Genomic DNA, 13,789 nt, shown 5'->3' on the forward strand with positions numbered 1-13,789 from the left:
CATCTCATATGTGAGATAGCCTCGCCGTCATGTCAGACGACTACCTCGTACGTATCGGCAAGCTCATCCGTGACGCCCGGCAGCATCGTGGCTGGTCACAGACGCAGCTCGCCGAAGCACTCGGCACCAGCCAGAGCGCGGTGAACCGCATCGAGCGCGGCAACCAGAACATCAGTCTTGAGATGATCGCGCGCATCGGCGAAGCGCTCGACAGCGAAATCGTCTCTCTCGGTTACGCCGGCCCGATGCATCTGCGCGTGGTCGGCGGGCGCCGGCTCTCCGGTTCCATCGACGTGAAGACGAGCAAGAACGCCTGTGTGGCACTGCTCTGCGGGTCGCTGCTCAACAACGGCCGCACGGTGCTGCGCCGCGTCGCCCGCATCGAAGAGGTCTACCGGCTGCTGGAGGTCCTCAACTCCATCGGTGTACGGACCCGTTGGATCAACGACGGGCACGACCTTGAGATCGTCCCGCCGGCCGGCTTCGACATGGACGCGATGGACGTGGAGGCCGCCCGCCGGACCAGGTCCATCATCATGTTCCTCGGTCCCCTGCTGCACCGGATGGACAACTTCCGCCTGCCGTACGCCGGGGGCTGCGACCTCGGGACGCGGACCATCGAGCCGCACATGATCGCCCTGCGCCGCTTCGGCCTGGACATCACGGCGACGGAGGGCATCTACCACGCGGTGGTGGACCGTTCCGTATCCCCCGGCCGCCCCATCGTGCTGACCGAGCGCGGCGACACCGTGACCGAGAACGCGCTGCTGGCGGCCGCCAGGTACGACGGCGTCACCGTCATCCGCAACGCCTCCTCCAACTACATGGTCCAGGACCTGTGCTTCTTCCTGGAGGCGCTCGGGGTCAAGGTCGAGGGCGTCGGCTCGACGACACTGACCGTGCACGGTGTCCCGAACATCGACGTCGACGTCGACTACTCCCCCTCCGAGGACCCGGTCGAGGCGATGAGCCTGCTGGCCGCCGCGGTCGTCACCGAGTCCGAGCTGACGATCCGCCGGGTGCCGATCGAGTTCCTCGAGATCGAGCTCTCGGTGCTCGAGGAGATGGGCCTCGACCACGACCGCACTCCCGAGTACGCCGCGGACAACGGGCGCACCCGGCTGGTGGATCTGACGGTGCGGCCCTCGAAACTCGAGGCGCCCATCGACAAGATCCACCCCATGCCGTTCCCCGGCCTGAACATCGACAACGTGCCGTTCTTCGCGGCGATCGCGGCCGTCGCCCAGGGCCAGACCCTGATCCACGACTGGGTCTACGACAACCGGGCCATCTACCTGACGGACCTCAACCGCCTCGGCGGCCGCCTCCAGCTCCTCGACCCGCACCGCGTCCTGGTGGAGGGCCCGACCCGCTGGCGCGCCGCCGAGATGATGTGCCCGCCCGCGCTGCGCCCGGCGGTGGTCGTCCTGCTGGCGATGATGGCCGCCGAGGGCACGTCGGTGCTGCGCAACGTCTACGTGATCAACCGCGGCTACGAGGAGCTGGCCGAGCGGCTCAACTCCGTGGGCGCGCAGATCGAGATCTTCCGCGACATCTGACGGACGAACCCGCGCGCCCCCTTCCGCCCGGCGGAAGGGGGCGCGTCGTCATGCGCGTCAGGTCGAGATCGCTTCGAGCAGGTCGCCGACCTTCGGGTCGGGCAGAGCGCGTGCGACGTCGGCCTGGGCGACGATGCCGACCAGCGTGTGGCCGTCGATGACCGGCAGCCGGCGCACCTTGTGCCGGCTCATGGTCCGCAGGATCTCTTCGGCCTCGTCGTCGGCGCCGATGGTCACGACTTCTCCCTGGGCGAGGTCGCCGGCCTTCACCTGGGCGGGATCGTTGCCGGCGCCCAGAACCTTCACGACGATGTCGCGGTCGGTGAGCATGCCCTTGAGCCGTTCGTCGGTGCCGCAGATGGGCAGCGCCCCGACGCCCAGTTCGGTCATCTTCTTCGCCGCGTCCAGGGCGGTCTCCTTGGCGCCGATGCAGGTGGCGTCCGGGGTCATGATCTCGCGTGCGGTCGTCATCGTGGCTTTCTCCTCATCGTTCCCGGTGGACTCGGTGACGGTTTGTGCGCCCGCGGTTCCGGCGGGGGCGGCGAGAACGCCGTCGCCCCGGCGCAGGACGGCATAGCCGACCCCTATGCCGAGGGCGACGGGCCATTCCAGTACGTCCGCGGCCCCGAGGACGCCCAGGCCGAGGTAGAGCGGGAGGCCCTTCTTGGCGGGCAGGACCTGCCGGGCGACGGCGACGGGGAGCATCGCGGCGTTCAGCGCGCCGCTTGCCACCCGGCCGGGTGAGGGCATGGTCAGGGGGATCGTGCGCTGCTTCGCCTCCGACGATGGTGTGCTGCCCTCGGAAGGGGGCCCGGCAAGGCGCTCACCCGGGGCGGCGGTTCCGGTGCCGGACGGGAAGTGCGTTCGGGGTGTGGAGGTCACTGGTATCGCCTCGACTGTTCGATCAGGACTTCTGGAACCCTTATCAATAGGTCTATCCCGTATCGCCTCTTTCATGAGCGTCGATGAGACTGCCGATGAAGGTTCATTCGCACCGACCGCTCTGATGCGAGGAGGCACGCCTCATGCCGCCGGAGCATGCCTCGGCCCTCGGAACGCCGCCGTTCCTGCGTTCGATCGTCTCCGGCGTCGCCTCCTGTGCGGCGTCCGGTGCCCGCGCCGCCTGGGGGATGGCGGAAGGTCTGCTGACCGTGCCCGGCCGTGACGTGTGGTGGTCGTCCGAGCGCTGTTACATCGCGGTCTGCGGTGTCCACGGCGCGGGCGGAGAGGCCGTCGCCCGCCGTGTGGTGCGAGCCGTGGAGGGGCATCCGGGGGTGTTGTGGGCCCGGGTGAACGCGCCCATGGAACGGGTGATCATCGCGGTCGGTTCGCCTGCTCCCCCCGAGAGTGAGCTGGTCGCGCTGGTCGAGCAGGCCGAAGGCGACCATGCCGCGGACGCGGAGGCGTTCGACGAGTGGCAGCCGGAGCCGCAGCACCCGGTGGAGGGTCCGCCCTCCCCGGCGGTACCGGCTCTGGTCGCGGACACTCTGGGACTGGCCCTGGTGACGTTCCGGCGACTCGCGCCCTGGTTCGGCCTGCCGCCGGAGATCTCCGGCGGCATCGACGCGATTCGCCAGCATCCGCGGCTTCGGCACCTGATCGAGGACCTCGGCCCACGTGAGCAGGTCGATTCGCTGCTTCCGGTGATCGGCGCGCTGGTCCAGGGTGTGGCCACAGGCGGTGGAGGGCTCGCCCTGGACGTGCTGCAGCGTCTGGCGGTGTGGCGGGAGGCGGACGCCGAACGCACGGCGTGGCGCGAGCGCGAGGCCGCGCTCGTCCGGGGACCCGAAGAAGCCTCGGCCGACGCGGTCACGACCGGCCGGGCCGGCCGGCCGCCGCAGGACGCCGCCGACCGGTACGCGGAGCGGTCGATGGGGGCGGGCATCGCCGCCGCTACGGCCGCCCTGCCGTTCGCCGGCGTCCGCAAGGCGATCGCGATCGGGCTGGCCTCGGTGCCGAAGGCGCCCGGCGCGGGGCGTGAGGGCTTCGCAACGGCTCTGGGCCGGTATCTGTCCCTGCGCGGCGTGGTGACGATGGACCGCACCGCGCTGCGGCGCCTGGGGCAGGTGGACACCATCGTCCTGGAGGAGAACGCGCTTCGGGGGGACCGGTACGAGCCGGTGGACCTGGAGCTGCTGGAGGGCGCTGATCCCGAGCAGGTCTCCGAGCGGCTGTTCGCGATCTTCGACTCCGATGCGCCGCTGGCCGTCGGCCGCGCGGGCGAGTGGGTGCTCGGGCCGCTGGACGAGCTGGACCTGGAAGGACGGACCGGTAACAAGGCGGCGAAACGGCTGCGGAGACGGGGCAGCGAGAAGACCCTCGGACTGGCTCAGGGCCGTCGGCTCCAGGCTGTGGCGGGGCTGGGCACCGAGTCGGCGCCCGGAGCGGAGGCCGTCGCCGCGGCGGCGCGACGGGCCGGCGCGCGGGTCGTGGTCGCGTCCGACCAGGAGAGCCCCGGCTTGACGTTCGCCGATGCCGTGGTGCCCGCGGGCGATCGCCTGGCGGCGTCCGTCCGTGGCCTCCAGGCCGATGGCGCGGTCGTTCTGCTGATCTCCGGTGATCGCCGCGCGCTGGGCGCGGCCGACTGCGCGATCGGTGTGCAGCGCGAGGACGAGCACACCCCATGGGGTGCCCACGTGCTGGTCGGAGCGGACCTGGAGGCAGCGGGCCTGATCGTCGACGCGGTGGGGGTGGCCGCGGTGGTGGACCGCGACAGCCACTACCTGGCCGCGGGAGGGAGCGGGGTCGGCGCTGTCGCCGCCTTGCAGGGGCCCGCCTGGCGGGCGACCGCGCGGGTCCTCGCCGTGAGCAACACGGCCGGGGCCGTGGCCTTCTGCCTCGGCACCTGGCGCGCCCGGCAGTTGCTCAGCCGTCCCTTCACGCCGCCGGTGACCCGCGTCCCCTGGCATCTCATGCCGGCCGACCGCGTCATGGAGCGGCTGGGAACCCGCGCGGAAGGTCTCTCCGCGAAGGAAGCGGCCGCCCGCAGCCCCGAGGCGCACGCGGGGGAACCCGCGAAGCTGACCCTGCCGTACGCCTTCGTCGAAGAGCTCTCCAATCCGCTCACCCCGATCCTCGCCGCCGGCGCCGCTCTCGCCGCGGCCGTGGGCTCCCGGACCGACGCCGCTCTGGTCGCCGCCATCACCGGTGTCTCCGCACTGGTCGGCGGCGTGCAGCGGGTGCGGACCGATCACGCGCTCGCCGAACTCTTCGCCCGGTCGGCCATCGGGGCCCGGGTACGACGCGAGGGGCGCGAGCGTCTGGTCGCCTCGGGGGATCTGGTCCCCGGCGACATCGTCTCGCTCCGGCCCGACTTCGTGGTGCCGGCGGACTGCCGACTGTTGGAGGCGGAAGGCCTCGAGGTCGACGAGTCCTCCCTCACCGGGGAATCGCTGGCCGTGAGCAAGGATCCCGCGCCGGTGGTCGCCGCACACATCACCGGACGCCGCTCGATGCTCTACGAGGGCACGACCGTCTCCGCCGGACGGGCCGTCGCCGTCGTCGTGGCGACCGGCTCGGCAACCGAAGCCGGACGCAGTCTCGCCACCGCCCGCCAGGCCGCACCGGAAACGGGCGTGGAGGCCCGGCTCTCCTCGCTCACCCGCGCCAGCATGCCCATCGCCCCGGGGTCCGCCGCCGCCGTCGCCCTCTCCGGCCTCCTCCACGGCCGCCCCCTGACCGACAATCTCGCCTCCGCCGTCAACCTCGCCGTCGCCTCCGTCCCCGAGGGCCTGCCCTTCCTCGTCAACGCCGCGCAGCTCGCCGCGGCGCGCCGCCTGGCCGACAGGGGCGCCCTCGTACGCAACCCCCGCACGATCGAGGCGCTGGGCCGCGCCGACGTCCTCTGCTTCGACAAGACCGGGACCCTGACCGAGGGAACCCTGGAGCTCTCCGGCGTCAGTCATGGCGAGGACGCCGTCGCCCTCGACCGGCTCGACACCCTCCACAAGGACGTTCTCGCCGCGGCGCTGCGTGCAACGCCGCCCGCCCGTCAGGCCGAACCGATGGCCCACCGGACCGACCGCGCCATCGTGGACGGTGCTCGCCGGGCGAACGTCACCACCCGTACCGGCGCGGCCCGTTGGCGGCGTACGGACACTCTTCCCTTCGAGCCGGCCAGGGCGTACCACGCCACCGTCGGCCACACCGGCGGCGGTGTCCTGCTCAGCGTGAAGGGGGCGCCGGAGAACGTCGTCGCCCGATGCACCCGGCGCCGGCAGCCGCACGGGGCCGTCGCTCTGGACGAAGCGGCCAGGACAGCCCTCGCCGGAGCGGCCGAGGAACTCGCGGCGGCGGGCCGAAGGGTCCTGGCCGTGGCCGAACGCCGTATGGAGACCGGTGAGGAGCTCACGGACGAAGCCGTACAGGGGCTGGTCTTCCTCGGTTTCGTCACACTCGCCGACCCCGTACGCGACAGCGCGGCACCCGCGACGGCACGGCTGCGCGAGGCCGGCGTGCACACCGTCATGCTCACCGGCGACCATCCGGCCACCGCCGACGCGATCGCCTCCACCATCAGTGACGACGTCGCGCAGCTCAAGGTCAGCACCGGCCCGGAGATCGACGAACTGGACGACGACGCCCTGGACGAGCTGCTGCCCACCGTCGACGTCATCGCCCGTTGCAGCCCCGGTCACAAGGTCAGGATCGTCCAGGCCTACCAGCGCATCGGCAGAGTCGTGGCGATGACCGGCGACGGGGCCAACGACGCTCCCGCCATCCGCCTCGCCGACGTCGGTATCGCACTAGGGCGCCGCGGCACCCCGGCCGCGACCGCGGCCGCGGACCTCGTCGTGACCGACGACCGGCTGGAGACCATCGTCTCCGCCCTCATGGAAGGCCGGGCTATGTGGACCTCCGTCCGTGCGGCGCTCGCCATCCTCATCGGCGGGAACCTCGGCGAGGTCACCTTCAGCGTCCTCACCTCCGCGATCACCGGTGCCACGCCCCTCAACGCACGTCAGATCATGCTCGTGAACCTGCTCACCGACCTCGCCCCGTCCCTCGCCATCGCGGTGCGTGAGCCGTCCGGCCAGACCGGCGAGCGCCTCCTCGCCGAGGGCCCCCACCGCTCGCTGGGCACCGCCCTCACCCACGAGATGCTGGCCCGCGGCATCGTCACCGCCCTCGGCGCCGGCCTGGCCTGGACGGCGGCCCGCCTCACGGGCCGCGGCCGGCGCGCGGCCACCGTGGCCCTCGCGGCGGTGGTCGGCACCCAGCTCGCCCAGACCCTCACCACCGGCGGCACCGACCGCAACGTGCTGATGGCCGGACTGGGCTCCGCGGCCGTACTCGTCGCCATCATCCAGGTCCCCGGCGTCAGCCACTTCTTCGGCTGCACACCGCTCGGGCCCGTCGCCTGGGGCATCACCTTCGGAGCCGTCATCGGCGCCACTCTCCTCGGCCACTTCCTCGCCCCGTGGGTCACCTCACGTCTCGCCCCTGGCGACAGCGGGTGATCCGCGGAGACAGGGCATTTCCACCGACGAAGGGCATGTCATGAAGTTCGCGGTCATCGGCGGTACCGGGCTCATCGGGTCGCAGGTCGTCGACCATCTGAACGCCGCCGGTCATGAGGCGGTACCGCACGCGCTGTCCACCGGAGTCGACGTCATCAGCGGCCAGGGACTGGACGAGGCGATGGCGGGTGCCGAGGTCGTCGTCAACGTCACCAACTCCCCGACCTTCGACGAAGCCTCCCCCGCCTTCTTCCGGACCTCGATGGACAACCTGCTGGCCGCGGCCGTGAAGGCCGGCGTCCGTCACTTCGTGATCCTGTCGATCGTCGGTGTGGACCAGGTGCCGGAGCTGGACTACTACCGGGCCAAGGCGCTCCAGGAGGACATCCTCAAGGCCGGACCGGTCCCCTACTCGATCGTCCGCGCCACGCAGTTCATGGAGTTCATCGACGCGGTCCTGTCCTGGACCGCCGACGGCGACACCGTCCGGCTGCCCGCCACGCCGATCCAGCCGATCGCCTCCAAGGACGTGGCCCGCGCGGTGGCGGACGTCGCCGCGGGCACACCGCTGGGAGGCGTTCACAACATCGCCGGCCCCGAGATCTTCCCCTTGGACGAACTGGGCCGGATCACGCTGGCCCACCGTTCCGACGGCCGCACCGTCGTCACCGACCCCGCCGCCGGCATGTTCGGCGCCGTCAAGGGTGACGTCCTCACCGACAAGGACGCCCACCTCGCCCCCACCCACTACGCCGACTGGCTCTCCTGAACACCGTGGGCGGCCGTCGCGGCGGCCGCCCCCAGGTCAGCCGGTGCGGACCGCCGTGACCGTGAAGCGTTCGACCTCGGCGATGTGGCCGCCCGTGGAGGCGACGACCGTCAGCACCGGGTCGACGGCGCCGGTGAAGGAGACGGAAGCCGTCCACGGCCGGTCCTTGCCGCCCGCCGACATGCAGCAGGAAGTGCCCAGCAGATCCCGCGACGACGGCTGGCGGACGTCCACGCGGACGCTCTCGTCCACGCCGGTGATGCGGCCGCCGACCGTCATCGGGGAACGTGCGACGGAGCCGTAGGCGGGCGCGGTCATCGAGAACGTCGTGTCGTCGGTGCCCACCACCTCCCACGGGGCGTCCGGGCCGGTGCCGAAGCGCACGAGGTGGATGACGGCCGCGGTTCCCGTGGTCTCCGCACCGCTCAGGCCGACGCCGATCCGGGCCTCCCTGCCGTCGACGGACCGTGAGGTGACCCGGTCGACCTCCTCGAAGCCCAGGTAGTTCCGGGTGAAGGAGAGGGCGGTCTGCTCCGGGTCGAGGTGCCAGGGCTGATGGCCGCCGGAGCGGTACTCACGCTCCCACGCGCGGGCCTGCTCGGGTGTGGTGAACGGCCACAGCGGCTGGAGGTCCGAGAACCCGGGCAACGGTGCGCTGCTGCCCGACGCGGACGCGGTCGCCGAGGGCGTGCCCGGCGCGGTGGTGGCAGGCGGGTCGGGCGCGGGAGCGGACTGCGGCGGCGAGGACGTCGCGGGGCGGGACGACGGCGATTCCGACGCGCTGGCCGAGCCGCCGGAGCCGGTGCAGCCGACGAGTGCCAGGACGGTCAGGGCCATCGCGGCGACGAGCCGGATCGGGAGACGGAACGGGAGCGGGAGCCTGGTGTTCATCGATCCCCCAGGAAACGAGTGACGGCCGCGCCTTGTGCGTGCGGCCATGGTGCCACCCCTGCGAACCGTGTCACAGAGCGCGCGTCCCGGCGCCCGTGGATTCCGGCCCGTTTTTTTCGAGAACCCGCGCCCGGGAGCGGCTGAAAACGGCTCGGATTCCGGCTCGCGGAACGATGGCGGCAGAGATTTCCACCCAGGGATCTTCACCCGTTCGGACATGCTCGCCGGACACCGATTCGACGTGCCGGAATGATGTCGTGGAACACGTTCGCACTCATCGCCGTCGTGCGGCGGATCTCATGTGCGGGGGACGGCGGTCAGGACATTCCGCCTTTTCAGCGAAGGGACGTCGCTCCGATGCCGAGGATCGAACTGAACACCGGGAAAGACGCCACCGTCGAACTCCACTACGAGGACTTCGGAAACGGAAGACCGGTCGTGCTCGTCCACGGATGGCCGCTGAGCGGCCGGTCCTGGGAGAAGCAGATCGCACCGCTGGTGGAGTCCGGATATCGCGTCATCACCTATGACCGCCGCGGATTCGGGCAGTCGTCGCAGCCGTGGGGCGGCTATGAATACGACACCCTCGCGGACGACCTCGGCGCTCTGCTCGTCCATCTCGACCTCACCGATGTGACACTGGTCGGCTTTTCCATGGGCGGTGGGGAGGTGGTCCGCTACATCAGCATCTACGGGACCGGGCGGGTCAGGCAGGCCGTGCTGGCGGCCGCCGTGCCGCCGTATCTCTACCGGTCCGCGAACAACCCCGACGGAGGCCTGGACGACGCCACGATCAGCCGTTTCGAGGTGGGTGTCCTCGAGGACCGGCCGGCCTTCGTGGACGGGTTCGTCACCGATTTCTTCCGGGTCGGCGAGCGCACCGATCTGGTCAGTGCGGCGCAGCACGCCTACAACGTCGGCATCGCCACTCTCGCGTCCCCCAAAGGCACGCTCGACTGCATCGCCGCGTTCGCGCGTACCGACTTCCGCGACGACCTCGCCGCGGTGAACGTGCCGACCCTGGTCATCCACGGCGACTCGGACGCCATCGTCCCGTTCGAGGTCAGCGGCAGGCGGACGCACGAGAGCCTCGCCGACAGCAGCCTGGTCCTGATCGAGGGCGCGCCCCACGGGCTGAACGTGACGCACGCGGACCGGTTCAACCAGGCGCTCCTGGATTTCCTTGCCCGCTGAGCCCTTGGCGGGCGGGGCGCGTGGACACGGCCGCCGACGGCTCCCTCACCCGAGCGGACCACGGCAGGGGGAAGGGCCCCGGTTCCTGTCGCCGGGACCCTTCACCGTGCCCGAAAGCAGTGGCTGTCAGCCGGGGCCGCGCCTGCGACCGCCGCCGCCCCCGCCCCGTGCGCCTGCCGCGGCGGCCATGGCCAGGCCGCAGATCAGCGCTACCGCACCGACGATGACGTTGCTGACGACGCTGCGGGTCGTGTCCATCTCACCGGCGACGACCCAAGGGGCGATGATCGTCCACGCGCCGATGGCGCATGCCGCCCACGCCATGGCGTGGGTGCGCTCGTACGCGGAGCTGAAGCCGCCCATGCACAGGGCGAAGGCGATACCGGTGATCAGGTTGGCCACGGCCAGGTTGGTCAGTCCGCTGAAGCCGACGATCCATGGGGATGCCGCCAGGTAGATGCCGGTGACAAGGCCCAGTGTCTCCACGGCCTGGGCACGCGGAGTGTTGGTCGCCCGCTCGAAGCGGGAACGCATCTCGGCCAGGTCCGGGTGTTGTTCTATGTCTGCGTGGGTGGTCATGGTGGACGCCGCCTCCTACCAGCAGCCTTATGTGTCCTTTATGTCCATGGAACGCCTATAAGGCCCATGGGTCAATGGGTAATTTCTCCCGGTACGGGCCGAGTTCCGTCGGAAGTGCCCGGGGGTCAGGTACCCGGACCGGGCGTGACACCGCCCTTGAGCCGTTCGAGGTCGGAGGGGCGGACCTGGATGGCCACGAGCGCGATCAGGGCCGCCAGCACCGCGAAGATCGCCGCCATGACGAACGCCGCGGACACACCGGAGGTCAGTACCTGGTCCGCCCAGGGCGGCGGGAGTTCGCCGGTGCGCCGGAAGGCGAGCCGCTCCGCCGGGGTCGCCTCCGCCATGAACTGCGGGATCAGGTCCTTCGCCTCGTTGGTGCTCGCCGTGCCGAAGACCGTGACAAGGATCGACAGACCCAGCGAACCGCCCACCTGCTGAGTGGCGTTCAGCAGGCCGGACGCCGCGCCGGACTCGTGCACCGGCACGTTGGAGAGCGCCATCAGCGTCAGTGACACGAACTGCATGCCCATTCCCAGGCTGAAGACCAGCATCGGCCCGAGGATGCTGCCCGCGTAGGTGGAATGGATGTCGGTCAGTGTCAGCCACGCCAGTCCCGCGGCGGCCAGTACGGCGCCGGTCACCATGAAGGGCTTCGGGCCGTACTTCGGCAGCAGCTGCGAGGCGATGCCCGCGCCGATGGCGATGACCGCGCTGACCGGCAGGAAGGCCAGACCGGCGCGCAGGGGCCCGAAGCCCAGCACGTTCTGGACGAACAGGGTCAGGAAGAAGAACATGCCGAACATGGCGGCGGCGAGCGCCAGCATCATGCCGTACGTGCCCGCCCTGTTGCGGTCGGCGAACATGTGCAGCGGCGTGATCGGCTGCTTCGAGCGCCTTTCGACGGCGAGGAACACGACGAGCAGCACCAGGGCGGCGCCGAACGACGCCAGTGTCCAGGTGTCGCGCCAGCCCTCCTGTGCGGCGCGGATGAAGCCGTAGACCAGCGCCACCATGCCGAGCGTGGAGGTCAGCGCACCGGCGACGTCGAAGTGGCCGGGGTGTCGCTCCGATTCCTTGATCCAGCGGGGCGTGGCGATCGCGATGAGCAGACCGATCGGCACATTGACGAACAGCACCCAGCGCCAGTCGAGCCATTCGACGAGCATGCCGCCGGCGAGCAGGCCGATGGCGCCGCCGCCGGCGGACACGGCCGCGAACACGCCGAAGGCCCGGTTGCGTGCGGGTCCCTCGGTGAACGTGGTGGTGATCAGCGCGAGCGACGTCGGCGACGCGATCGCGCCGCCGACGCCCTGGAGGGCCCGGGCGGCGAGCAGCTGGCCCGAGTTCTGGGCGAGTCCGCCGAGCAGGGACGCCAGCACGAAGAGCAGCACGCCGAAGATGAACACGCGCCGCCTGCCGAGGATGTCACCGACCCGGCCGCCGAGGAGCAGCAGACCGCCGAAGGTGAGCGTGTAGGCGTTGACCACCCAGGACAGGCTGGTGGTGGAGAAGTCCAGCGAGCTCTGGATGTGTGGCAGCGCGATGTTCACGATGGTGATGTCGAGGACCACCATCAGCTGACAGGACGCGATGACGAACAGTGCCATTCCGTTTCCGCCACCGCGATCGGGGGCGGCGGTCCTGACGGAGGAGGTCGGCTGCGGAGTCGTCATGGCGCATCGTGCCTCGTGAGGGGTCCCCCCGGCGCGGGGGATGAACGGGGCCGTCCACTGTTCGACGTTAAGCCTGTCGGGTGAAGGCCCACCAGTCGATCAAGGGGCGCCGGACCGCCCGGCTCAGGGCAGCACCGCCACCCCGTCCACCTCGACCAGACACTGCTCGTCCCACAGCCGTACGACCCCGACGACGGCCATGGCCGGGTAGTCGCGGCCCGCCAGGCGCCGCCAGACGCGGCCCAGTTCGCGGGCGTGGACCCGGTAGTCGGCGACGTCGGTCGCGTAGACGGTGACCCGGGCGAGGTCGTGCGGGGTGCCGCCGGCCGCGGCGAGCGCGGTGAGGAGGTTGGACAGGGCGGTCTCGAACTGCGCGGGGAGCGTGTCTCCGACGACCTTGCCGTCGGTATCCAACGCCGTCTGGCCGGCCAGGAAGACCAGGCGGCTCCCGGTGGCGGTGACGGCGTGGGAGAAGCCGGTGGGCGGGGAGAGCTCGGCCGGGTTGTGGCGGGACAGGGTCATGCGCGCGCCTCCTCGGCGTAGAGCTCCTTGGCGATGATGGTGCGCTGCACCTCGGTGGCGCCCTCGTAGATCCGGGGGGCGCGGACCTCGCGGTAGAGGTGTTCGAGGAGATGGCCCCGCTGGAGGGCTCGGGCGCCGTGCAGCTGGACCGCGGAGTCCACGACGTACTGGGCGGTCTCCGTCGCGAGCAGCTTGGCCATCGCCGCCCGCTTGGGCACGTCGGCGGCCCCGGCGTCGTACGCCGACGCGGCGGCGTGGACGAGCAGCCGGGCGGCCTCGGTGCGGGTGGCCATCTCGGCGACCGTGTGGGCGACGGACTGGAGTTCACTCAGCGGGCCGCCGAACGCGCGGCGGGCGGCGGTGTGGGCGAGGGTCGCGTCGAGGGCGGCCTGTGCCATGCCGACGGCGAACGCGCCGACGCTGGGGCGGAAGAGGTTGAGGGTGCTCATGGCGACGCGGAAGCCTCGGTCCGGCTCGCCGAGCAGGTCGTCGCCGGTGACCGGAACGTCGTCGAAGGTGAGCGCGCCGATCGGGTGCGGGGAGAGCATCTCCAGCGCGCTGCCGGCGAGACCGGGGCGGTCGGCGGGGACGAGGAACGCGGTGACGCCGCGTGCCCCCGCGCCTTCGGTGGTGCGGGCGAAGACGGTGTAGAAGTCGGCCTCCGGGGCGTTGGAGATCCACCGCTTCTCGCCGCTCAGCCGCCAGCCGCGGCCGTCGGGCACGGCTTTCAGGGCGAGGGCGGCGGCGTCGGAGCCCGCTTCCGGCTCGCTGAGCGCGAAGGCGGCGACGGCCCGGCCCGCGATCACCTCGGGGAGCCAGCGGTCGCGCTGCGCGTCGTCACCCGCCTGGACGAGCGGCGAGGTGCCGAGCCCTTGGAGGGCGAGGGCGGTCTCCGCCTCCGTGCATCCGTACGCCAGGGACTCGCGCAGCAGGCACAGTTCGAGCGCACCGGCCGTGAACAGGCGTTCCAGCAGGCCCAGTTCCCCGAGGGCCTGGACCAAGGGGCGGTTGACGCGGCCCGGTTCGCCCTTCTCCGCGAGCGGGCGCAGACGTTCCTCCGTCAGGGTGCGCAGCCGTGCACACCAGGCGGTCTGTACCGGATCGAGCGAGAATGCGGACATTCGTGCTCCCACTGAGAAC

General features: G+C 71.3%; 10 protein-coding genes. 4 read left to right on the plus strand and 6 right to left on the minus strand.

All coding sequences use genetic code 11. The annotated features are described in order from the left end of the window. Positions 1-29 precede the first annotated feature (29 nt). Positions 30-1,559, plus strand: a complete 1,530-nt coding sequence (locus tag AB0K36_RS11275; RefSeq protein ID WP_364591531.1) for a helix-turn-helix domain-containing protein — start codon at positions 30-32, stop codon at positions 1,557-1,559. A gap of 57 nt (positions 1,560-1,616) precedes the next feature. Here AB0K36_RS11275 and AB0K36_RS11280 read toward each other — a convergent pair whose 3' ends face one another. Beyond that, positions 1,617-2,030: a CBS domain-containing protein gene (locus AB0K36_RS11280; RefSeq protein WP_364591710.1), complete on the minus strand. Its 414-nt coding sequence runs from the start codon at positions 2,028-2,030 to the stop codon at positions 1,617-1,619. Between the two features lie 554 nt (positions 2,031-2,584). Between AB0K36_RS11280 and AB0K36_RS11285 the strand changes: the two genes are divergently transcribed. Then, on the plus strand, positions 2,585-7,018 hold the full coding sequence (locus AB0K36_RS11285) for a cation-translocating P-type ATPase (protein WP_364591534.1): 4,434 nt from the start codon (positions 2,585-2,587) through the stop codon (positions 7,016-7,018). Positions 7,019-7,058: 40 nt separating this feature from the next. Then, complete coding sequence (locus AB0K36_RS11290) at positions 7,059-7,787, plus strand: SDR family oxidoreductase (RefSeq protein WP_364591537.1); 729 nt, start codon at positions 7,059-7,061, stop codon at positions 7,785-7,787. A gap of 36 nt (positions 7,788-7,823) precedes the next feature. Here AB0K36_RS11290 and AB0K36_RS11295 read toward each other — a convergent pair whose 3' ends face one another. After that, positions 7,824-8,678 (minus strand): hypothetical protein, encoded by an 855-nt coding sequence (locus AB0K36_RS11295; RefSeq protein ID WP_364591540.1) that lies wholly within the window; start codon positions 8,676-8,678, stop codon positions 7,824-7,826. A 357-nt stretch (positions 8,679-9,035) separates the two neighbouring features. On the opposite strand from AB0K36_RS11295, the gene AB0K36_RS11300 reads away from it, so the two are divergent. Further along, a complete protein-coding gene (locus AB0K36_RS11300; protein ID WP_364591543.1) occupies positions 9,036-9,872 on the plus strand; it encodes an alpha/beta fold hydrolase in 837 nt (278 codons plus the stop codon). 126 nt (positions 9,873-9,998) lie between these two features. On the opposite strand, the gene AB0K36_RS11305 is transcribed toward AB0K36_RS11300, so the two are convergent. The 4 genes from AB0K36_RS11305 to AB0K36_RS11320 form a co-directional block, all read right to left on the minus strand. Continuing rightward, complete coding sequence (locus AB0K36_RS11305) at positions 9,999-10,451, minus strand: SPW repeat protein (protein ID WP_364591546.1); 453 nt, start codon at positions 10,449-10,451, stop codon at positions 9,999-10,001. A 125-nt stretch (positions 10,452-10,576) separates the two neighbouring features. Next, complete coding sequence (locus AB0K36_RS11310; RefSeq protein WP_364591549.1) at positions 10,577-12,061, minus strand: MFS transporter; 1,485 nt, start codon at positions 12,059-12,061, stop codon at positions 10,577-10,579. Positions 12,062-12,250: 189 nt separating this feature from the next. After that, positions 12,251-12,649 carry a RidA family protein gene (locus AB0K36_RS11315; RefSeq protein ID WP_189471731.1) on the minus strand — a complete coding sequence of 133 codons (399 nt, stop codon included), beginning with the start codon at positions 12,647-12,649 and terminating at the stop codon, positions 12,251-12,253. Continuing rightward, entirely contained in the window at positions 12,646-13,770 is a 1,125-nt protein-coding gene (locus AB0K36_RS11320; protein ID WP_364591552.1) for an acyl-CoA dehydrogenase family protein, read from the minus strand. The genes AB0K36_RS11315 and AB0K36_RS11320 overlap by 4 nt, the downstream gene beginning before the upstream one ends. Between the last annotated feature and the right edge of the window lie 19 nt (positions 13,771-13,789).

Source organism: Streptomyces kurssanovii (genome assembly GCF_040677245.1).
GTDB classification, from domain to species: Bacteria; Actinomycetota; Actinomycetes; order Streptomycetales; family Streptomycetaceae; genus Streptomyces; species Streptomyces kurssanovii.